The sequence below is a fragment of the Horticoccus luteus genome, assembly GCF_019464535.1.
Lineage (GTDB): Bacteria > Verrucomicrobiota > Verrucomicrobiia > Opitutales > Opitutaceae > Horticoccus > Horticoccus luteus.
Map to the genome: position 1 here is coordinate 1,088,113 of NZ_CP080507.1, position 20,706 is coordinate 1,108,818.

The 20,706-nt window shown below is 64.3% G+C and carries 16 protein-coding genes and 1 tRNA gene; 12 read left to right on the forward strand and 5 right to left on the reverse strand.

All coding sequences use genetic code 11. The annotated features are described in order from the left end of the window. Window positions 1-88 precede the first annotated feature (88 nt). On the forward strand, window positions 89-2,668 hold the full coding sequence (locus K0B96_RS04325; RefSeq protein ID WP_220164242.1) for a YHYH protein: 2,580 nt from the start codon (window positions 89-91) through the stop codon (window positions 2,666-2,668). Window positions 2,669-2,690: 22 nt separating this feature from the next. On the opposite strand, the gene K0B96_RS04330 is transcribed toward K0B96_RS04325, so the two are convergent. Continuing rightward, entirely contained in the window at window positions 2,691-3,428 is a 738-nt protein-coding gene (locus tag K0B96_RS04330; RefSeq protein WP_220164244.1) for a response regulator transcription factor, read from the reverse strand. A gap of 115 nt (window positions 3,429-3,543) precedes the next feature. Here K0B96_RS04330 and K0B96_RS04335 point away from each other — a divergent pair, with 115 nt between their 5' ends. Next, window positions 3,544-5,346 (forward strand): MbnP family protein, encoded by a 1,803-nt coding sequence (locus K0B96_RS04335; protein ID WP_220164246.1) that lies wholly within the window; start codon window positions 3,544-3,546, stop codon window positions 5,344-5,346. A 58-nt stretch (window positions 5,347-5,404) separates the two neighbouring features. On the opposite strand, the gene K0B96_RS04340 is transcribed toward K0B96_RS04335, so the two are convergent. Next, window positions 5,405-6,205 carry a fumarylacetoacetate hydrolase family protein gene (locus K0B96_RS04340; RefSeq protein ID WP_220164248.1) on the reverse strand — a complete coding sequence of 267 codons (801 nt, stop codon included), beginning with the start codon at window positions 6,203-6,205 and terminating at the stop codon, window positions 5,405-5,407. A 30-nt stretch (window positions 6,206-6,235) separates the two neighbouring features. Further along, complete coding sequence (locus K0B96_RS04345) at window positions 6,236-7,081, reverse strand: helix-turn-helix transcriptional regulator (RefSeq protein ID WP_220164250.1); 846 nt, start codon at window positions 7,079-7,081, stop codon at window positions 6,236-6,238. A gap of 249 nt (window positions 7,082-7,330) precedes the next feature. Between K0B96_RS04345 and K0B96_RS04350 the strand changes: the two genes are divergently transcribed. The 3 genes from K0B96_RS04350 to purU are packed head-to-tail and all read left to right on the forward strand — an operon-like array spanning window position 7,331 to window position 11,170. Beyond that, complete coding sequence (locus K0B96_RS04350) at window positions 7,331-8,911, forward strand: methylenetetrahydrofolate reductase C-terminal domain-containing protein (protein ID WP_220164252.1); 1,581 nt, start codon at window positions 7,331-7,333, stop codon at window positions 8,909-8,911. Between the two features lie 37 nt (window positions 8,912-8,948). Continuing rightward, complete coding sequence (locus tag K0B96_RS04355; protein ID WP_220164254.1) at window positions 8,949-10,298, forward strand: hypothetical protein; 1,350 nt, start codon at window positions 8,949-8,951, stop codon at window positions 10,296-10,298. Beyond that, a complete protein-coding gene (gene purU / locus K0B96_RS04360; protein WP_220164256.1) occupies window positions 10,295-11,170 on the forward strand; it encodes a formyltetrahydrofolate deformylase in 876 nt (291 codons plus the stop codon). The genes K0B96_RS04355 and purU overlap by 4 nt, the downstream gene beginning before the upstream one ends. Before the next feature lie 146 nt (window positions 11,171-11,316). Here the strand turns inward: purU and gcvP are convergent, their stop codons facing one another. Beyond that, window positions 11,317-14,214 carry an aminomethyl-transferring glycine dehydrogenase gene (gene gcvP, locus K0B96_RS04365; RefSeq protein ID WP_220164257.1) on the reverse strand — a complete coding sequence of 966 codons (2,898 nt, stop codon included), beginning with the start codon at window positions 14,212-14,214 and terminating at the stop codon, window positions 11,317-11,319. Window positions 14,215-14,320: 106 nt separating this feature from the next. Between gcvP and nth the strand changes: the two genes are divergently transcribed. The 5 genes from nth (at window position 14,321) to tpiA (ending at window position 18,674) form a co-directional block, all read left to right on the forward strand. Further along, on the forward strand, window positions 14,321-14,989 hold the full coding sequence (gene nth / locus K0B96_RS04370; protein ID WP_220164259.1) for an endonuclease III: 669 nt from the start codon (window positions 14,321-14,323) through the stop codon (window positions 14,987-14,989). A gap of 140 nt (window positions 14,990-15,129) precedes the next feature. Continuing rightward, window positions 15,130-15,206, forward strand: a tRNA-Val gene (locus tag K0B96_RS04375). Between the two features lie 196 nt (window positions 15,207-15,402). After that, a complete protein-coding gene (gap, locus tag K0B96_RS04380) occupies window positions 15,403-16,449 on the forward strand; it encodes a type I glyceraldehyde-3-phosphate dehydrogenase (protein ID WP_220164261.1) in 1,047 nt (348 codons plus the stop codon). Between the two features lie 111 nt (window positions 16,450-16,560). Further along, window positions 16,561-17,805 (forward strand): phosphoglycerate kinase, encoded by a 1,245-nt coding sequence (gene pgk / locus K0B96_RS04385; protein WP_220164263.1) that lies wholly within the window; start codon window positions 16,561-16,563, stop codon window positions 17,803-17,805. Window positions 17,806-17,903: 98 nt separating this feature from the next. Continuing rightward, window positions 17,904-18,674 carry a triose-phosphate isomerase gene (tpiA, locus tag K0B96_RS04390; RefSeq protein ID WP_220164265.1) on the forward strand — a complete coding sequence of 257 codons (771 nt, stop codon included), beginning with the start codon at window positions 17,904-17,906 and terminating at the stop codon, window positions 18,672-18,674. A gap of 36 nt (window positions 18,675-18,710) precedes the next feature. Here the strand turns inward: tpiA and K0B96_RS04395 are convergent, their stop codons facing one another. Beyond that, the gene (locus K0B96_RS04395; RefSeq protein WP_255558844.1) at window positions 18,711-19,577 is read right to left on the reverse strand and encodes a polyprenyl synthetase family protein; all 867 of its coding nucleotides are present in this window, start codon (window positions 19,575-19,577) and stop codon (window positions 18,711-18,713) included. Between the two features lie 142 nt (window positions 19,578-19,719). On the opposite strand from K0B96_RS04395, the gene K0B96_RS04400 reads away from it, so the two are divergent. Then, window positions 19,720-20,058 carry an FmdB family zinc ribbon protein gene (locus tag K0B96_RS04400; protein WP_220166397.1) on the forward strand — a complete coding sequence of 113 codons (339 nt, stop codon included), beginning with the start codon at window positions 19,720-19,722 and terminating at the stop codon, window positions 20,056-20,058. 6 nt (window positions 20,059-20,064) lie between these two features. After that, window positions 20,065-20,691, forward strand: a complete 627-nt coding sequence (locus tag K0B96_RS04405) for a hypothetical protein (protein ID WP_220164269.1) — start codon at window positions 20,065-20,067, stop codon at window positions 20,689-20,691. Window positions 20,692-20,706 lie beyond the last annotated feature (15 nt).

Consider the following 20,706-nt stretch of genomic DNA (forward strand, 5'->3'; position numbering starts at 1 on the left):
ATTTACGCGGCCTTAACAATAAACCAGCCGACCCTCATGCAGGCTTAACTTGGGCGGAGTGAAATGGAGGCAACTTCTCCTCCCCATCATGAAACTTCGTTTTTCGCTTGGTGTTTTTTGTGCCGGGTTCGCGGTCGTGCGGTCGGCGGATGCCGCCGTCAGCGATCCGCTGGTGACGAGTTGGTTGACGGCGCCGACGGGCTGGTATGCGCGTCTGTATCAAAGTGACGCGGCGAAGGCGGCGGGCACGGCGGTGACGACGTGGAGCCGCGGTCAGACGAATCAAACGGCGCCTGTTTACGCGGGTGTGATGCAGGTTTCGTATTCGACGGGCTGGGTCTATCTGCGCACGAGTGGGCTAGGTTACCACGTGATGGGGCCGTGGTATCTCGACGCGGGGCACCTGCAGAATTTTCCGAACTTTCCTGGCAACACGGCGACGATTTATCGGTTTCCGCGGGTGCCGGCGGCGGCGGTCACCCACACGCTCACCAACGGCGGGGCGATCGGTTACTTCGTCGATGGCGTGGCGATGTTCGACAACCGCGACACGTTTTCCTACACGCATGCCTCGAGTCAGGACGCCACGCCCGTGAATGGCCTGCACGGTGACGGCGTGTGGAATCGCGATGCGTTCGTGAACGAAGCGGTGACGTTCGATCCGGCGTATGCGCATCAGGCGGGATCGCAATATCACTACCACGCCAACACGCCGGCGCTGCGGCACGAGTTGGGCGATCATGTGGATTTCAATGCGAACACGCGGACGTATCAGGAAAGCAGTGCGGCCGTGACCGCGCACTCGCCGATCGTGGGTTGGGCGGCGGATGGCTATCCAGTCTATGGGCCGTATGGCTATGCGTCGGCGATGGACGCGGGCAGCGGCGTGCGGCGAATGATCTCAGGCTATGTGAAACGCGACGGCACGCGCGGCACGATCAACCTCGCGAGCACCGGGCGCACGACGTTGCCGGCGTGGGCGGCGCGCGCGCAAAGTCGCAGTGCATCGCTCGCGCCGACGGTGCAGGGACCGGCGGTGAACGGCACTTACACGCTCGGACATTACCTCGAAGACTACGAATATCTGGGCGATGTGGGTGGCACGCTGGGAACGAATTTCGATCTCGACGAATACAACGGCCGGGAGTGCGTGACGCCCGAATTTCCGCAGGGCACCTACGCGTATTTCTTGAGCATCGAGGACGACGGCACGCCGAAGTTTCCTTACATTCTGGGGCGCTGGTTCCGCGGCACACCGGCGGGAGGGCCGGTGACAGCGTTGAGCGAGACGGTGACGGAATACGTGCGCGGCGCGCCGGCCGCGGCGATCGGAGTGATGGCCGGCGCGGCGGTGGGAGGCGGGGTGACGTTGAGTTGGAATTCGGCGGAAGGCGCGACGTATAAAGTCGAATCGTCGGCGGATCAGGCGGCGTGGACGACGCTGGCGGCGGCGGTCACGAGCGGGGGCGCGACGACGAGTTACGGGGCGCCGGTGGCGGGATATTATCGGGTGACGTTGGTGGCGATCGCCACGTATGACACGAACGGCCCGGTCGGCACGCCGGTGGGCACGGCGGGGATCGTGGCGTATGCGCCAACGGTAGCGCCGACGATCACCACGGCGCCGGTAAGCGCGACAGTGGCGGCAGGCGGAGAGGCGATGCTGGCCGTGGAAGCGAACGGGTCAGGGCCGCTCGCCTACCAATGGCGAAAGGACGGCGTGGATGTCGCGGCTGCGACAGAGGCGACGCTGACGATTCCGTTCGCGCAGACGAAAGACAGCGGAAGTTACGTGGTCGCGGTGAGCAACGCCGGTGGGGCGGCGACGAGTGCGGCGGCGGCGTTGACGGTGACGCCGACACCGACCGCAGCGACGGCGCGATTGATGAATCTCTCGACGCGCGCGCAGACGGGCGGCGCGACGGGCATGCCGATTGTGGGTTTCGTGCTGAGTGGGCCGGGAACGCGGACGATGCTCGTGCGCGCGGCGGGTCCGGCGCTGGCCAACTCGGGCGTGAGCGCACCGCTGGCGGATCCGAGTTTGTCGCTGGTCAGGGAGGGAACGCTGCTGGCGGCGAACGAGGATTGGAGCGCGAGCGACGCCGCGACGTTTACGGCGGCGGGCGCCTTCCTGTTTACGGCGGGCAGCAAGGATGCGGCGCTGGTGAGCGCGCTCGCGGGCGGGGTTTACTCGGCACCGGTGGGCACAGGCGGCGGCATGGGCGTGGCACTGGTGGAAGTTTACGATGCGGGCGGCAATGCGGTCGGACCGGCACTCACCAACCTCTCGAGTCGAACATTTGTCGGCGTGGGCGAACAGGTGGCGATCGCGGGTTTTGTGATCGGCGGCAGCGGGCCGATGCGACTGCTGTTGCGCGCGGCCGGTCCCGCGCTGGCGGCGTATGGCGTCGGCGATGCGCTCGTCGATCCGCGCGTGACGCTTTACGCGGGCAGCGCGGTGGTGGCGACGAATGACGACTGGAGCGACAACGTGGATGCGGCGACGGTTGCGACGACGGCGACGGAGACGGGCGCGTTTGCGTTGGCGAGCGGAAGCAAGGATGCGGCGATGATCGTGAGTCTGCCGCCCGGCGTTTATTCGATGGTCGTGGCGGGCGCAGGCGCGAATACCGGCACGGCGCTGGCGGAAATTTACGTGGTGCCGTGATGCGCGGCGGCGCGTCAACTGCTTACTCGGGGTCGTCGGGCGCGCGCATCATGTAGCCGGCAGAGCGGAGCGTGCGGATGAAGCGCGGGTTCTTGGCATCGTCGCCGAGCTTTTTGCGAAGCGAAGAAATGTGCACGTCGATGGAGCGGTCGAAAACGTCGTAGTTGCGGTCGCGGCATTCGTCGAGGAGGGCTTCGCGGGTTTTGACGCGGCCCCGGGCGCGCGCGAGGCTCGCGAGCAGGTCGAACTCCACGGGCGTGAGCACCAAGGGCGCGGCGTCGAGCACGGCGCGACGGGCGTCGAGGTTGACGCGCAGAGGGCCGACGGTGAATTCTGCGCGCGGTGCGTCGGCGGCGGCGATGGTGCGTTGGCTGCGACGGAGGACGGCGCGGAGGCGGGCGAGGAGTTCGCGCGTGGAAAATGTTTTAGGCACGTAGTCGTCGGCGCCGACTTCGAGTCCGACGATGCGGTCCATCTCATCGCCGCGCGCGGTGAGCATCAGCACGGGAACGTCGACGCGCGCGCGGATGCGTTTCAGGACTTCAAAGCCGTCGAGGCCGGGGAGCATGACGTCGAGGATGACGGCGTGCCAGGACTCGGTGGTCGACGTGGCGCGGTCGACGCCGTCGGGACCGGTGTGCGCGGCGGAGACATCGAAGCCGAGTGGCGCGAGATAGGCGGTGACGAGCCGGCAGAACTTGCGGTCGTCGTCGATCATGAGCACGCGGGTGCGGCCGGGATCGGGGGCGGCGTCGGTCATGGGGGCGTTGTGCGGGAGGGCGCGGAGCGGCGCAACTTTTGTTCGCTTAACAGGGGCTTAACAATTTTCCGAAGGCTCCTCATACGGGCTTAACTGCGAACGGCGAGAGTGAGGCATGCGCTGGTTCGCGTTACTTGTGTTGCCGGTGGGGTCGTCGCAGGCGGCGGAGCTGACGATGCGGGTGGCGTTGCGGTGGGGCGGCGAATCGCTGGCCGTGCCGTCGACGGAGGTGCGCACGGACGCGGGGATGAAGTTGCGGGTGACGCGGCTGGCGGCGTTGCTGTCGGGCGCGGTGTTGACGAAGAGCGACGGGACGGTGGTGCGGCTCGACGGGCAATTTGGTTTTATCGACGCGGAGTCGGGGCGGCTGGCATGGACGTTGCGCGGCGTGCCGGCGGGCGACTATGCGGGACTCGGTTTTCAAGTCGGCGTGCCGACGGCGGTGAACCATGCCGATCCCGGACAGTGGCCGGCGGGGCACGCGCTGAATCCGCTGGTGGACCGGCTGCACTGGAGCTGGCAGGGCGGCTATGTGTTTTTCGCGCTGGAAGGACGCTGGCGTGACGGGGCGACGCCGGACACGGCGACGGAGCGCGGGTTTTCGTATCACGTGGCGACGGAGGCGCGTTTGATGAGGGTGAATTTCGTGGCGGCGTTTCGCGTGGAGGGTGCGACGACGGTCACATTGGCGCTGAATGTGGCGCGGGTTTTGGCGGTGCCGCAATGGGCGGCGGCAGGCAACGAGAGCACGCATTCGGCGGTCGGCGATGAGCTCGCGCCGAAGCTGGCGAACGCGTTCAGCCGCGGGTGGTTTTGGCTGGGCGCGGAGGAGGCGTCGCGTGCGGCGAACTCGGCGCGCGTCGATGAAGCAGCAGAAGCGCCGACGGCGGTGGCGGGCGATGCGAAGAGAGGAAAAGCCGCGGGCGCGAAGCCGCGGGCATTTGTGGTGCCGGCGGGGTTTCCGCAGCCGGATTTGCCGCAGGACAATCCGTTGACGGAAGAAGGGATCGCGTTGGGAAAAGTGTTGTTCAACGACCGGCGGCTGTCGGCGGGCGGGCAACAGTCGTGCGCGAGCTGCCATGCGCCGGAGCGTGGGTTCAGCGACGACGTGGCGCGGAGCCGCGGCGCGAACGGCGGAGTGGGCGAGCGGAATGCGATGCCGTTGCTGAATCTGGCGTGGAGTCCGGCGTTTGCGTGGGACGGCGCGCAGCCGCGGATCCGCGATCAGGCGCGGGCGGCGATGTTGAATCCGCGGGAAATGGCGGCGGACGAGCACGTGGTGCTGGCGACGCTCAATGGTGATGCGGTGTTGCGGGCGCGTTTCGCGGTGGCTTTCGGGCCGGGTGAAATCACGGCGGACCGGCTCGGCCGGGCGTTGGAGCAATACTTGCTGACGCTGGTGGCGGCGGACTCAAAATTCGACCGGGCGATGCGGGGAGAGGAAACGTTGACCGCCGAGGAGCAGCGGGGATTTGAGTTGTTCGCGACGGAATACGATCCGGCGCGCGGGCGCAGGGGCGGCGATTGCTTTCACTGCCACGGCGGCGCGTTGTTCACCGATTACGCGTATCGGAGCAACGGATTGGAGCGCGTCTCGGGCGATGCGGGGCGCGCGCGGGTGACGGGGCGCGAGGAAGATCGCGGGAAGTTCAAGACGCCGTCGCTGCGCAACGTGGCGTTGACGGCGCCGTATATGCACGACGGGCGGCTGAGGACGCTTGAGGACGTCGTCGCGCACTACGATCACGGCGTGCAGCGGGGGGCGTCGCTCGATCCCAATCTGGCGAAGCATCCGCTGGCGGGGATGCAACTGCCGTCAGCGGATCAGGCGGCGCTGGTGGCGTTTTTGCGGACGTTGACCGAGAGCGCTTCGGTGGGCGCGGGCGGAGAACGGCGCGCGAGAGCGGCGGCGCGTTGAAACGGGAGAGGCAGCACGGCGCCGGGAAGAGCGGCGCCGTGGGCGCGAACCGCGCGGATCAGGCTTCGTTGACGACCGGATTGGTGAGCGTGCCGATCTTCCCGATCTCGATGCTGACGGAGTCGCCGGCTTTGAGCCAGAGCGGGGGCTTGGCCGCCATGCCGACGCCTTGGGGCGTGCCGGTGAGAATGACGGTGCCGGGGACGAGCGTGGTGCTGCCGCTCAGGTAGGCGATGAGCGCGGGGACGTCGAAAATCATGTCACTGGTGGTCCAATCCTGCACGCGCTGGCCGTTGAGAATCGTGGCGATCTTGAGCGTATTCGGATTGGTGATTTCGTCGGTCGTGACGAGGCACGGTCCAAGCGGGGCGAACGTGTCGAAGAACTTGCCGCGGCACCATTGGCCGCCGCCGAGCCGGATCTGGTGATCGCGGGCGGAGACGTCGTTGGCGCAGGTGTAGCCGAGGACGTAGTCGAGGGCGTTTTCGCGGGAGACGTTTTTGCAAGGTTTGCCGATGACGACGGCGAGTTCGCATTCGTAGTCGACCTCGTGGCTGGCGAGGCGGGTGGGGATTTCGATCGGGTCGCCGGGGTTCTGCGTGGCGTTGATGCCTTTGACGAAGAGGATGGGGCGCTCGGGGATTTTCGCGCCGGTTTCGGCGGCGTGCTGCCGGTAGTTGAGCCCGATGCAGAGGATCTGCGTGGGGGCGATCGGCGCGAGGAGCTTGCCGGGGCGCACAGGGCGATCGGTGACTTGGTAGGAGCCGAAGATGTCGCCGGAAATTTCGCGGGCGGAGCCATCGGGCTGGAGAGCGGCGTAGGCGGGGCCTTGGGGCGAGAGGTGACGAATGATTTTCATGAGAGGGAAACTCAGCTAGCCGTGGGCGCGTCAGCGGGGCAAGGCCGCGTCGGGTCTTTTTTCGAGCCACGCGCGGGGCGGGTGGCCGAAGCGGGCGCGGAAGAGCCGATAGAAATGGGAGAGATCGCCGTAGCCGCTGGAAAAGGCGGCGCCGACGACGGAGTGACGTTGCGCGCGCAGCAGTTGCGCGGCGTGGGTGAGGCGGCGTTCGGTGAGTTCGGCGAGGAAGCTGCGGTCGGTAACCTCGCGAAACAGTTTGCTGAACTGGCGGCGGGAGAGGTCGGCTTGGGCACAGGCGCGTTCGAGGCTCCACGGTTCGTAGAAGGTGGCGGCGAGTTCGCGGGCGACGGTCTCGACGCGGCGGCGGGCGGCGTCGGAGGAAAGGCCGGCGGGCCGGCGGGCGAGGGCGACGAGCGCGTTTTCCGCGGCGGCGCGGATGACGATTTCACGGCCGAGGCGCACGCCGGCCTGCTCGACGACTGCGGCGCGCCAATATGTTTCGAATTGTTGGGCCCAGGTCCGGCCAGGGCGCAACGCGGCAGGACGTGCGGGAGTGAGTTTTTCCCAGAGCGAATCGAGGCCGGGGACACTGCGGACAAAATCGCGCGAGAAACACAAGAGCAGCAGCGTCGCGGGCTCGCTGTCGGTGATCTTGTGGCCCACGCCGGCTGCCACGCAGACGACGGTGCCGGCGGGAGCGTGGACGGGCGTGGCGTCGCCTTTGATCGAACAGGCGATGCGGCCGTGGAGGACGTAGATGATCTTGTGAAACGGGTCGATGCGCTCCGCCATGTGGAAGCGCGGCCCGTGCACGCTTTCGACGAACGCGACGCCGTGAGGAGGGAGTTCGACGGGGATGGGGCGGGAGACGCTCATGCAGGTGAAACTCAACTAAAATGCCCAATCTGCGAAGGTGGCCAAGCCCGATGTGCCAAGACGCACGAGGATTTGAATGGTAGGATGCTTCGCCTCATCGCCCAACCCCCCTTTTTCGCATGGCCGATTCTTTTCCTTCACCTGTCACTGGCACGGCGCCCGGTTTCGCGCGCGCCGTCGTGGCGTGGAGGTGGACCAGCCGCGCGAGGCGGATGAGCGCAGCGGTCGGAACATGGCGAGGTTGAACGAATGAACCGACTGGCGGAACGACTCGGCGCTTCCAGCGACTTCCTGATCGGAGTCGAGTTGGTGTCCACGCGCGGAGGCCTTGATCAGCCGCACGCGGCGAAGACGTTGTCCCTGGCGCGCGACCTTGCTGGGGCGGCGAGCATCGACTGGGTGTCGATCACAGACAACGCGGGCGGCAATCCGATGCTGGCTGCGTCCGCGTTGGGCGCACCATTGCGCGATGCCGGGCGGGAGGTGGTGATCCATTTGTCGTGCAAGGATTTTAATCGCAACGCGCTGGAGAGCGAGGCGTGGCGGCTGGCGAGCGAGGGGTTTCAGAACATTCTGGTGCTGACGGGAGATTATCCGGGGCACGGGGTGGGTGGGGGCGGCAAACCGGCGTTCGACATCGACGCGATCGGTTTGCTCACGCTGCTCGGCCAGATGAATGCCGGGCTGGACGTGACGCGCGAGGGGGCGAAGAAGGCGGTGCGACTCGAGCCGACGAAGTTTTTTCCGGGCGCGGTGGTGACGAATTTCAAGCTGCTCGAGAACGAAGTGATTCCGCAGTTGTTGAAGATGGAGCGGAAGCTCGCGGCGGGCGCGCGTTTCCTGATCAACCAGATCGGTTACGATTCGCGCAAGGTGCACGAGTTGATTGCGTGGATGCGGCGGCGCGGTCACGGGCACGTGCCGTTGATTGGAAATGTTTATGTGCTCAACCCGGGCGTGGCGCGGGTCTTTCGCGCCAAGAAAATTCCGGGCGTGGTGATCTCGGAGGAGCTCGGCGATATCTGCGAGGCGCAGCGGGCGGCAGCGGACAAGGGCAAGGCGTTTTTCCTCGAACTGGCCGCGAAGCAAATCGCGATTTACCGCGGGCTCGGTTATCGCGGCGCGTATCTGGGCGGGGTGCATTCCGTGGCGGAGATCGAGCGCGTGCTGGAAATCGAGCGCGGGTTTGCGCCGGACGATTGGAAGCAGTTTGCGCGGGAGATCCAGTATTCGCGCCCGGGCGAATTTTTCGTGTTTGCGCGCGATGAGAACACGGGTCTCGCCAATCCGGAAAAGCTGGAAGCGACGTATGCCGCTTCGCTGGGCGCGCATCCGCGGACCCAGAATGTCACGTTCACGTATCGATTTTCCAAGTTTGCGCACGAATTGATGTTCACGCCGGGCAAGGGCCTGTGGAAGGCGGGCGATGCGCTGTGCGCGAGCGCGAAGGATCCGCTGCAAGGGCCGGCATGGATGAGGGCGATCGAGCACACGAGCAAACGCCTGATGTTTGACTGCCGCGATTGCGGTGACTGTTCCCTCTCGGAGATGGCGTTTCTGTGTCCAGAATCGTCGTGTGCGAAAAACCAACGCAACGGTCCGTGCGGGGGCACCCGGGATGGAAAGTGCGAGGTTTACGACTACGAGTGCATTTGGTCGCGCGCTTACGAGCGCCTGAAATTCGAGGGTCGCGAAGACCAGTTGCTCGCGCACACTCCCGCGGTGCAGGATCAGAGTCTGCGTTATACGTCGAGCTGGGCCAACACCTGGGCCCGCCGCGACCATCTCGCCAAACACCCTCCGGCCAGCCTCCCACCGATCAAATCCTGAAGACGGCACTCGAATTCGTTCTCCGCATTTTTAATCTATGAATATGTCAAAGCCCACCAACCTCGAAACGAAACTCCAGCAGTATGCCAGCCCCGTCGATATGTTGCGACATTCGACGGTCGGCGGCATCCAGTTCCCCATCAAGTCAGAGTATTCGAACTGGCGCGACGAGCAGGAGGCGTGGCAGCACAGCGTGATCCTTTTCGACCAGTCCTTTCACATGAAGGACGTCTACGTCGAGGGTCCCGACGTCAAACGGCTGATTTCCGATGTGGCGGTGAACTCGATGGCGAATTTCGGCGCCAACAAGGCCAAGCAGATTGTGGCCTGCAATTACGACGGGCGCGTGATCGGCGATGCCATTCTTTTCGGCCTGTCAGATGAAAAATACAGCGTGGTGGGCCGGCCGTCGGTGCCGAATTGGGTCGAGTTCAACGCGCGCACAGGCAACTACGACGTCAAAGTCACAGTGGATGAATGGGCGATCTATAACAAGGGCCAGCGCCTGCTCTATCGTTATCAGATTCAGGGTCCGAATGCCTTGGAACTGATCAAGAGCGTGCACGAGGGTCCGTTTCCCGACATCAAGTTCTTCCATCTGGGCGAACTGAAGATCGCGGGGCACAAAGTGCGCGCGCTGGGGCACAACATGTCACGCATGGGTGGCCTGGAACTGCACGGTCCGCTGGCGGAAGGGAAAGCGGTGCTCGACGCGATCCTGGCGGCGGGACCGAAGTTCGGCTTGGTGCAAGGCGGCAGCCGGTCTTACGCGACGGTCTCGCCGGAGAGCGGCTGGATTCCGTCGCCGATGCCCGCGATTTACGCCGGCGAGAAGATGAAGCCGTATCGCGAATGGCTGCCGGCGGAGGGTTTTGAGGCCACGGCGTCGCTCGGCGGCAGTTTTTCGTCCCCGAATATTGAAGACTACTATCAAACGCCGTGGGATCTCGGCTACGGGCGGCACGTCAAATTTGACCACGACTTCATCGGCCGCGCGGCGCTGGAAAAAATCGCGGATCAGCCGCATCGCCGCAAAGTCTGGCTGCGCTGGAACAACGACGATGTGTTGAAGGTTTACGCCAGCCAGCTCCGGCCGGGCGACCGTTACAAATACATGGAAATGCCGAACGCCTACTATTCCCTGCTGCCGTTCGACAAGGTGATGGTGAACGGCCGGATGGTCGGTCTTTCGACTTACACGATCTACACGGCGAACGTGCGCGGGTGGTTCTCTCTGGCGATGGTGGACGACAATCTGGCTGATGGGGCCGAGGTGTCGGTCGTCTGGGGCGAAGAAAACGGCGGTTCGCCGCGGCCGATCGTCGAACGCCATGTGCAAACCGAAATCCGGGCGACCGTTTCCGACAACCGGCTCAATCTGCCGTGAGCGCGTCCGCCCAAGCCCGGCTGCGGCTCATCGCGTCGTGTCCTGACCGGACTGGAATCGTCGCCCGCGTGGCGACGTTTCTGGCCGAGCGCGGGGCGTCGATCACGGAGGCAGCGCAATATAACGATCCGCGCAGCGAGATGTTTTTCATGCGCTCGGAATTTGTGATTGGCGGCGATGCGGAGGTGCTGGCGCGGCTCGAAAAGGAGTTTCAACCCATCGGAACGGAAATGAAGATGGCGTGGCGGATGGTGGATGCGCAGCGGCGGCAGCGCGTCGTGCTGCTCGTGAGCAAGTTTGACCACTGTCTCGCCTACCTGCTGCACCGGCGAAAAGTGGGGGATCTGGAGTTCGACGTGCCGTGCGTGATTTCGAATCACGAGGACCTGCGGTCGCTGGTCGAGTGGTATGGCATTCCTTATCATTACGTGCCCGTGCCGAAAGAATCGGCGGGCAAACAGGCGGCGTTGGAGAAGACGGCGCAGCTCATTTCGGAGGCCGAGCCCGACACCATCGTGCTCGCGCGTTACATGCAGATCTTTCCGCCGTGGTTGTGCGAACGCTACCGCCATCGCGTGATCAACATTCATCACAGTTTCCTGCCGTCCTTCGTCGGCGGGAAGCCGTATCACCAGGCCGAGGAACGCGGCGTGAAGCTCATCGGGGCGACGTGTCACTACGTCACCGAAGAACTCGACGCCGGTCCGATCATCGAGCAGGACGTGGTGCGCATCCGGCACAGCGACACGATCAAGGACATGATGCGCTTGGGGAAAGACGTGGAGAACGCGGTGTTGTCCCGCGGGCTACGTTATCACCTCGAGGACCGGGTGCTCGTGCACGGGAACAAGACGATTTTGTTTTCGGGCTGAGTGATCCGACTGACTACGCGGGCGCGACGGTGGTTTTACGACCGTCGCGCCGCGCAGAGGATTTTTCGACGGAGTAATTCAGGCGGAGCGCGTCCGCCCAAGAGGCGTGTGTTGACGGAACCGCGGCGTGCGGCGGATGCTCAGCGTCACGCCGGGGTTTCGGCGTAGGCTTCCATCCCCACGCACGAGCAGACGAGGTTGCGGTCGCCGTAGACGTTGTCGACCCGGCCGACGGCGGGCCAGAACTTGCTGGCGCGCGTGTGACGGTCAGGGAAGGCGGCTTGTTCGCGGGAGTAGGGCCGCGTCCAGGCATCGTTTGCGATCACGAGTGCGGTGTGCGGCGCATGTTTGAGAACGTTGTTGGACTTGTCGGCGCGTCCGTCGGCGACGGCTTGCATTTCCCCGTGGATCGAAATCAAGACGTCGCAAAAACGGTCGAGCTCGGCCTTCGTTTCGCTTTCGGTCGGCTCGATCATCAATGTGCCGGGGACGGGAAACGACATGGTGGGGGCGTGGTAGCCGTAGTCCATGAGGCGTTTCGCAACGTCTTCGACTTCGAGGCCGTGCTTTTTCCACGGACGAAACTCGAGGATGCATTCGTGGGCGACGAGGCCTTGAGCGCCCCGATAGAGCACGGGGAAATGCGCGGCGAGGCGTTGCGCGATGTAGTTGGCGTTGAGGATGGCGATCTTCGTCGCGGCGGTGAGTCCCTCCGGACCCATCATGCGGATATACATCCAGGAAATGACGAGGATGCTCGCACTGCCAAACGGGGCGGCGGAGACGGCGCCGGGCCGCGGAGCGCCGCCGGAGCGAGGGGGAGTGAAAACGTGACCGGGCAGAAACGGCCGGAGGTGCGCGGCGACGCCGATCGGGCCCATGCCGGGGCCGCCGCCGCCGTGCGGAATGCAGAAGGTTTTGTGAAGGTTGAGGTGACAGACGTCGGCGCCGATAAAGCCGGGTGAGGTGAGGCCGACTTGCGCGTTCATGTTGGCGCCGTCCATGTAAACCTGGCCGCCATGGGCGTGGATGATGGCGCAAATGTCCTTGATCGATGTTTCGAAGACGCCGTGCGTCGACGGATACGTGACCATGAGCGCGGCGAGGTTGGCTGCGTGCTGGGTGGCTTTGGTGGTGAGGTCGGCGACGTCGATGTTGCCGTTGGAGTCACAAGCCACGGCGACGACTTTGTAGCCGCACATGGCGGCGCTCGCCGGATTTGTGCCGTGGGCGCTCGTGGGGATCAGGCAAACGGTGCGATGACCTTCGCCGCGGGATTGGTGATAGGCGCGGATGGCGAGCAGGCCGGAATATTCGCCTTGTGAGCCGGCGTTGGGCTGGAGGGAAACGGCGGCAAAGCCGGTGATTTCGGCGAGCCAGGTTTCGAGGTCGGCGAAGAGTTTTTGGTAGCCGCGCGTTTGTTCGCTGGGGGCGAAGGGATGCAGTTTGCCGAACTCCGGCCACGACACAGGAAACATTTCGCTGGTGGCGTTGAGTTTCATCGTGCAGGAGCCGAGCGAGATCATCGAGTGGCAGAGGGAGAGATCCTTGGCCTCGAGGCGCTTGATATAGCGGAGCATCTCGTGCTCGGTGTGATAGCGGTTGAAGACCGGATGCTCGAGGTAGCGCGAGCTGCGGGCGTGCGGCGTCGCGTAGTCGGAGGCGGTTTCTGCCGCGAGGAGGGTGGAGAGATTTTCGCCGAAGATCGTCGCGTCGCCAAAGAAGCCGAGCAATTGAGCAACATCGGCGAGCGTGGTGGTTTCGTCGAGGGAGACGCCGACGTGATAGGCGTCGAGGGAACGCACGTTGATTTTTTTGGCGTGCGCGGCGGCGTGGACGCGCGCTGCGGAGACGTTGCCGATGGTGAGGGTGTCGAACACGGGCTCGGCGTTGACGGAGGCTCCGAGTTGCACGAGGCCGCGGCGGAGGAGCGCGATGAGCGTGCGCACGCGTTGGGCGATTTGGCGCAGGCCGGCCGGACCGTGGTAAACCGCATACATCGACGCCATCACGGCGAGCAGAACCTGGGCGGTGCAAATGTTGGAGGTGGCCTTGTCGCGACGGATGTGTTGCTCGCGGGTGCCGAGCGCGAGGCGCATGGCGGGGTTGCCTTGGGCGTCCTTGGAAACGCCGACGAGCCGGCCGGGCATCTGGCGTTTGTAGGCATCCTTCGTGGCGAGGAAACCGGCATGCGGACCGCCGAAGCCGAGGGGGACGCCGAAGCGTTGCGCGGAGCCGACGGCGACATCGGCGCCGAATTCGCCGGGCGCACGCAGGAGAGTGAGTGCCAGCAGATCAGTGGCGACGACCGTCAGCGCTCCGGCGGCGTGCGCGCGGACAAAGAAATCCGCGAAATCGTGAATGGACCCCGTGGTGTCGGGGTATTGCACGAGCACGCCGAAAGGGGTGAGGGCGGCGAGATCGACGGTGCGGTGATCGCCGACGACGACTTGGACGCCGAGCGGTTCGGCGCGGGTTTGCACGATGTCGACGGTCTGCGGATGGCAGGCGGACGAAACGAAGAAGGTGCTGGGCGCCTGGCTGTCGCCGAGTTTGACGCGGTGGCAGAGCATCATCGCCTCAGCTGCTGCGGTGCCTTCGTCGAGCATGGAGGCGTTGGCGATTTCCAGACCGGTGAGTTCGGTGACGAGCGTTTGGAAATTCAACAAGGCCTCGAGGCGGCCTTGGGAAATTTCGGCCTGGTAGGGCGTGTAAGCGGTATACCAGCCGGGGTTCTCGAGGATGTTGCGCTGAATGACGGGAGGGACGGCGGTGTCAGAATAGCCAAGACCGATGAAGCTGCGGAAAATTTGGTTTTGGGTGGCGAGGCTGCGGAGCTCGGCGAGGGCGGCGCTTTCTCCCAAGGCCGCGGGCAACGCGAGCGGGCCGCGGCGGATGGCGGCCGGCACGGCGGCGTCGATCAAGGCGTCGAGAGATGGTTGCGAAAGGATGGGCAACATCGCGGCGATCTCGGCGGCGGCGGGACCGAGGTGGCGGCGCGGAAAGGTGTCGGTCGGAGCGAGAGCCTCGCGGGAGATGGACATGCCTCCACGCTAGAAGCCGGCGCTTCCCGCGCAATCGCGTTTCGATCCGGCGGTGTTTAAGGTGTTGTTTTTGGGAGTGAAGCCGCTGTGTTGACCGACCGTTCGCATGAGTGCCGAGACGTTTTCCACCCGCGCCCAGCGAGCTGCCTACATTGATCGGCGGCTGGCCGAGCTTTATCCAGCGACGCCGGTGCCGTTGACGCATCGCGACGCGTTTACGTTGCTCATCGCCGTGCTGCTTTCAGCGCAGTGCACGGATAAACGCGTGAACGAAATCACGCCACGGCTGTTCGCGCGGGCCGACACGCCGGCGGCGATGGCCAAGGTGCCGGTCGAGGAGATCCAGGCCATCATCCGCCCGTGCGGGCTTTCGCCGCAGAAGGCGAAGGCGATCAGCGGGCTTTCGCGCCAGTTGCTGGAGCGACATGGAGGGGAAGTGCCGCGGACGTTTGCGGACTTGGAGGCGTTGCCCGGCGTGGGGCACAAAACGGCATCGGTCGTGATGGCGCAGGCGTTTGGCGTGCCGGCGTTTCCGGTCGACACGCACATCCACCGGCTGGCGCAACGCTGGACGTTGACGAACGGGCGCAACGTCGAGCAGACGGAGGCGGATTTGAAAAAATTGTTTCCGCGTGAGCATTGGAACGCGTTGCACTTGCGGATTATTTTTTACGGGCGCGAGCATTGCACAGCGTATGCGTGCGATGGCACGCGTTGTGAGATTTGCGCGACGTTGTTTCCGCGACGGACGCGGGCGGTGAAGACCCGCAAGTGAGGGGCGCGGGGGCTTGGGGCCGAGGCGGTCGGCGGAGTTCCGCGGCGCGGAATCCCAAGCCGAAAATCGCTGGCCGACGCGTTTGGCGAAAAGGTGATTGATTCGCGGCGAACGAGTGTGCACGTTTTCGCCCCTGTTTCGGACGCTTAGCTCAGTTGGTTAGAGCACCTGCTTCACACGCAGGGGGTCGTTGGTTCGAGTCCAATAGCGTCCACCATTTTTTGCACGGGCTTCGGCCGTGCGGCGCGCGACCAAGTTAGGAGAGAGAGTCGCGTTGGCTCCGACTCCGTGGCGATGGAACCGGTCCCGCCAAAACCCTTGCATCCGGAAGCGCGGAGGATTCATTTAACGATTCCTCGCGTTCGCGGGGTTTAATCAGAAATCAATCATTACAAGACACGGAAAGTAATCCCATGGCTGTCAAAGTTGCTATCAATGGTTTCGGGCGGATCGGCCGCCTGGTGTTTCGCGCACTCGTCGAGCAGGGTCTGCTCGGCTCGCAACTCGACGTAGTTGCCGTGGGCGATATCGTTCCCGCCGACAATCTGGCTTATCTGCTGAAATACGACTCCACGCAGGGCCGCTTCAACGGGACAGTCACTTCGAAAAAATCGGCCGCCGACAAGGCCGAGGACGACGTGCTCGTGGTCAATGGCCACGAGATCAAGGTGGTGAGCGCGAAGGACCCGTCGGGGTTGCCTTGGGCGCAGCTCGGGGTGCAGCTCGTGATCGAGTCGACCGGCTTGTTCACCGACGCTGAGAAGGCCAAGGGGCATCTCACGGCGGGCGCGAAGAAGGTCATCATCTCCGCTCCGGCGAAAGGTGAGGACATCACGGTCGTCATGGGCGTGAACGACGACAAACTGGACGTGGCGAAGCACAACATCATCTCCAACGCATCGTGCACGACGAACTGCCTGGCACCGGTGGTGCACGTGTTGCTCAAGGAAGGTTTTGGGCTCGAGGAAGGTTTGATGACGACGATCCACTCTTACACCGCGACGCAAAAGACCGTCGACGGCCCGTCGAAGAAGGATTGGAAGGGCGGACGTTCCGCGGCGGTCAACATCATCCCTGCCACGACCGGCGCCGCGAAGGCGACCGCGCTCGTCATCCCAGCAGTGAAGGGCAAGCTGACCGGCATGTCGTTCCGCGTGCCGACGCCGACCGTCTCGGCGGTTGACCTGACGGTGAAGACAACGAAGGCGACGTCGTACAAAGAAATCTGCGAAGCGATGAAACGCGCCAGCGAGACCTACCTGAAGGGCATTTTGGAATACACGACCGACGACGTCGTCTCGTCGGACTTCATCCACTGCAAGTCGTCGTCTATTTTCGACGCCGGCGCCGGCATCGAGCTGAATCCGACGTTTTTCAAGCTCGTGAGCTGGTATGACAACGAGTGGGGCTACTCCAACCGCGTGGTCGAGCTCAGCAAGAAAGTCGCGGCGCAGCTCTGAGTTCGCGCTTACGAATCCACACCTCTAGTTGAACCACAGAGGCACGGCGGCGGAGAGAGGCAATGTGATCTCTGCGCCCCGCGGTGTCCTGTGGTTCTTTTTTTTCCCACCATGCCGAAGTTTCAAACCATCCGTGATCTCAACCTGAACGGAAAGCGCGTGCTCATTCGCGTCGATTTCAACGTGCCGCAGGACAAGGCGAGCGGCGCGATCACCAACAATCAGCGCATCGTCGCCGCGCTGCCCACGATCAACTACGCGTTGGAGCAAGGCGCGTCGGTGGTGTTGATGAGTCATCTCGGCCGGCCGGATGGGAAGGCGAATGCGAAGTATTCCCTGAAGCCGGTGGCGGCAGAGCTGGAAAAGCTGCTGGGGCGGCCCGTGGCGTTTGCGGCGGATTGCGTCGGCGCGGAGGCGGAGCAAGCGGCGGCGGCGCTCAAGCCGGGCGGGGTGCTGCTGCTGGAGAACCTGCGTTTCCACCTCGAGGAGGAGGGCAAAGTGAAGCAGGAGGATGGTTCCTCGGTGAAAGCGGATCCGGCGAAGGTGGCGGCGTTTCGCGCGAGTCTTTCGAAATTGGGCGACGTGTATGTGAACGACGCTTTCGGCACTGCGCATCGCGCGCACAGCTCGATGGTGGGCGTAAATTTGCCGCAGAAAGCAGCGGGATTTTTGATGGAGGCGGAGCTCAAAGCGTTTGCGTCGGTGCTGGATCATCCGCAGCGCCCGTTGCTCGCGATACTCGGCGGCGCCAAGATCGCGGACAAGATTCCCCTCATCAACAATCTGCTCGAGAAAGCCGACGAGATCATCATCGGCGGCGGCATGGCGTTTACGTTCAAGAAGGAACTCGAGGGCATGGCCATCGGCGACAGCCTTTACGATCCGGAAGGGGCCAGAATCGCGAAAGACCTTTTTGCGAAGGCCGCCGCCAAGGGGGTGAAGATTCACCTGCCGGTGGACTTCGTGGTGGCGGACAAATTCGATCCGGAGGCGACGACACAAATTGTGGACGATCAGGCGGGCATTCCTGCGGGGTGGATGGGCCTCGATGCGGGCCCGAAGTCGCGCGAGCGGTTCGCGGAAGTGATCGGGCGGTGCAAGACGATCATCTGGAACGGGCCTCCGGGCGTGTTTGAGTTTGCGAAGTTCGCCGAGGGCACGAAGGCAATGGCGGCGGCGATTGCGGGAGCCACGGCAGCGGGCGCGACGACGGTGGTCGGCGGGGGCGACACCGCCACGGCGGCCAAGAAAACCAAGGTCGCCGACAAGGTCACGCATTGCTCCACGGGTGGCGGCGCCAGTCTCGAATTCCTCGAGGGCAAAGCCTTGCCAGGGGTGGCGTTCCTCGAAAGCTGATTTCTCCAACCGAGCGGGGTGACCGCGGGTGCGAACCTTAAACGCTTTCCGGTCTTTCTCCTCGCTACGCACGGTGCACTTCTCGCTACTTCTTCATCATGTCTTCGCGCAAAAAACTCATCGCTGGTAACTGGAAAATGAACAAGACGTCGGCCGACGGCATGGCGCTGGCGCGTGAAATCGTCGTCGAAGTGGGCAAGTTAAACGACGTCGAAGTCGTGTTGTGTCCGCCGTTTACCGCGTTGGAGGCGGTGGCGAAGGAGATCGATGGTTCGCAGGTGAAACTCGGCGCGCAGAACATGCATCCGGAGCCCAACGGGGCGTTCACGGGCGAAATTTCCGCGCCGATGTTGCGGGCGCTGTTCGCGACGCACGTCATCCTCGGCCACAGTGAGCGGCGTGCGTATTTCGCGGAGACGGATGCGTTCATCAACGAGAAGGTGATCGCGGGGTTGAAGCATCAGTTGCGGCCGATTTTGTGCGTGGGTGAGACCCTCGCGGAGCGCGAAGCCGGCGACACGCTGAAGGTCGTGCAGACGCAGCTCGAAGGCGGCCTCGCGGGAACGAACAAGGACCAAGCGGCGAGCCTCGTGATCGCCTACGAGCCGGTGTGGGCGATTGGCACGGGCAAGGTGGCGACCAGTGAGCAGGCGCAGGAAGTGCACGCGTTCATCCGCGGCTTGCTGGCGAAGCTTTACACCGAGCCGGTGGCGCAGCGGATGCGGATTCTTTACGGCGGCTCGATGAAGCCGGCGAACGCGGCTGAACTGCTCGCGCAACGCGACATCGACGGCGGGTTGATTGGCGGCGCGAGTTTGGAAGCGCGCAGCTTTGTGGAGTTGATCAAGATCGCGGCGACGGCGCAGTGAATCCACGCCGTCGGGGTGGATCACGGCGGCGACGGACTATTTTTCCCGTGCGATCAACTCGCGGGTGAGCGTGGTCAGGAAACGCGTATCGGCGGCCACGCGAGCCAGCGCGGCGATCGCGCTTTCGGTGCGCTCGACGGCGATGCCGCGGGCGGTGGCGAGCCCGTGAAGTTTCACGTAAGTGGTCTTGCCCGCTTGGGCGTCTTTGCCGGCGGTTTTGCCTAAAACGCCCGAGCTGGCCGTGGCATCGAGGATGTCGTCCACGATTTGAAAAACGAGGCCGATGTCGCGGCCGGCAACTCGCAGGGCGGCGATGGCGGGTTCATCGGCCTGCCCGACCAGAGCGCCGAGCGCGAAAGCGGCTTCGATCATCGCGGCGGTTTTGTTGCGATGGATGAACTCGAGGTCGTCGGCGGTGGCGTCGGCGTTCTTTTCGGCGAGGAGATCCTCCATCTGCCCACCGATCAGGCGGCGGCTGCCGGCGGCGTCGGCGAGTTCGGCGAGGAGCGCGCGCGCGAGGGTGGAATCATCGGCGTAGTTTCCCGCGAGCAAGGCGAAGGCGTGCGTGAGCAGGGCGTCGCCGGCGAGGAGCGCAGTCGCTTCATCGAAGGCTTTGTGCGCCGTGGGACGGCCGCGGCGGAGGTCGTCGTTGTCCATGCACGGGAGGTCGTCGTGGATGAGCGAGTAGGTGTGCACGCATTCGAGCGCGACGGCCGCGGGGAGGGCGCGATCGTCGGTGATGCCGAAGAGTTCGGCGGTGGCGAGCACGAGCACGGGGCGCAGGCGTTTGCCGCCGGCTTGCATACTATAACGCATCGCGGTGTGCAGCCGCGCCGGGCGGGCGTCCGCCGCGGGTAAATGGAGATCGATCCCACGCTCCACGCGGGCGACCAGGCGTTTCATTTCGGCGGCGAAATCCATGAGCAGGTCTGGGGTGCGGGAAAAGGATGGCGGGCGCAATCCTGCAGCACGACGGCCGGCGCTTCGGCGCGAGAAGAGTCTCGCCAAGAATCGGGTCGGCACCCATAACGCGGACGAATTTATCATGCCGACTTACGAGTATGTCTGCCCCAAATGCGGGCACGAATTTGAGCAGTTTCAATCCATGCGCGACGAGCCGCTGAAGAAGTGCCCGAAGTGCAAGAAAATGGGATTGAAACGACTGGTCGGGAGTGGGGCGGGGCTGATTTTCAAAGGCAGCGGCTTCTACATCACCGACTACAAAAACACGGCCGCCAAAACGGATGCAGCCAACGCCGCCAAGGCGGCGAGCCCGAAGACCGAAGCTCCCAAAAGTGAAGCTCCGAAGTCCGACGCGGGCACGAAAAGCAGCGGCGGAAGTGAAAAGTCGGCGGCGAAAAGCAGCAGTAAAACGGCAAAATAAGTCTTTATGTGCGCACACTCCTCCAGTGATGAAGGCGGCAGTCTCACCGGCGTAATCGTCGCAGGTGCCGTGAGTGTGGTGGTGGGCGTGGCTCTATGCGTGGCCGTCATGGTCCTGACGCCGGTGCCCATCGTGAAAGCACGGCCGGCGGATGCGGCGGCGGGCGCAGTCGTTTACATTTCCGGCACCGCGGATCGCAGCCGGGGAGCAGACTGGCAGGGGAAGGAGCGGGACTTCATCGCGGGGACGTCCGTCAAAGTGGTGGAGGACGAATTGAACCTCGCGGCCGCGGCGCAGACGAAGCCCGACGCAGCGAGCGCGCCACTCAACTTTCGCATTCGCGACGGCGTTTTCCAGGTTGGCACGCCGCTCACGATTCCGGGCTTGGGGCAGACGGTGATTTTCCAAGCGCGCGGTGGATTCGCGCGGCACGGCGACCGTTTCGCGCTGGACGCGCACGAGGTTTATCTGGGCGCCTGTCCGCTGCATCGGTTGCCGGGGGCCGCGGGGTTGGTGATGAACCGCATCGGCGCGAGCGCGCGGACGAGTTTGCCGGCGGAATTTCAAGCGGCGTGGTCGCGCCTGACCTCCGTGTCGATCGAAGGCGACACGCTGCAACTCGCGAGCCAGTGAGCGCGGTGCGTCCGG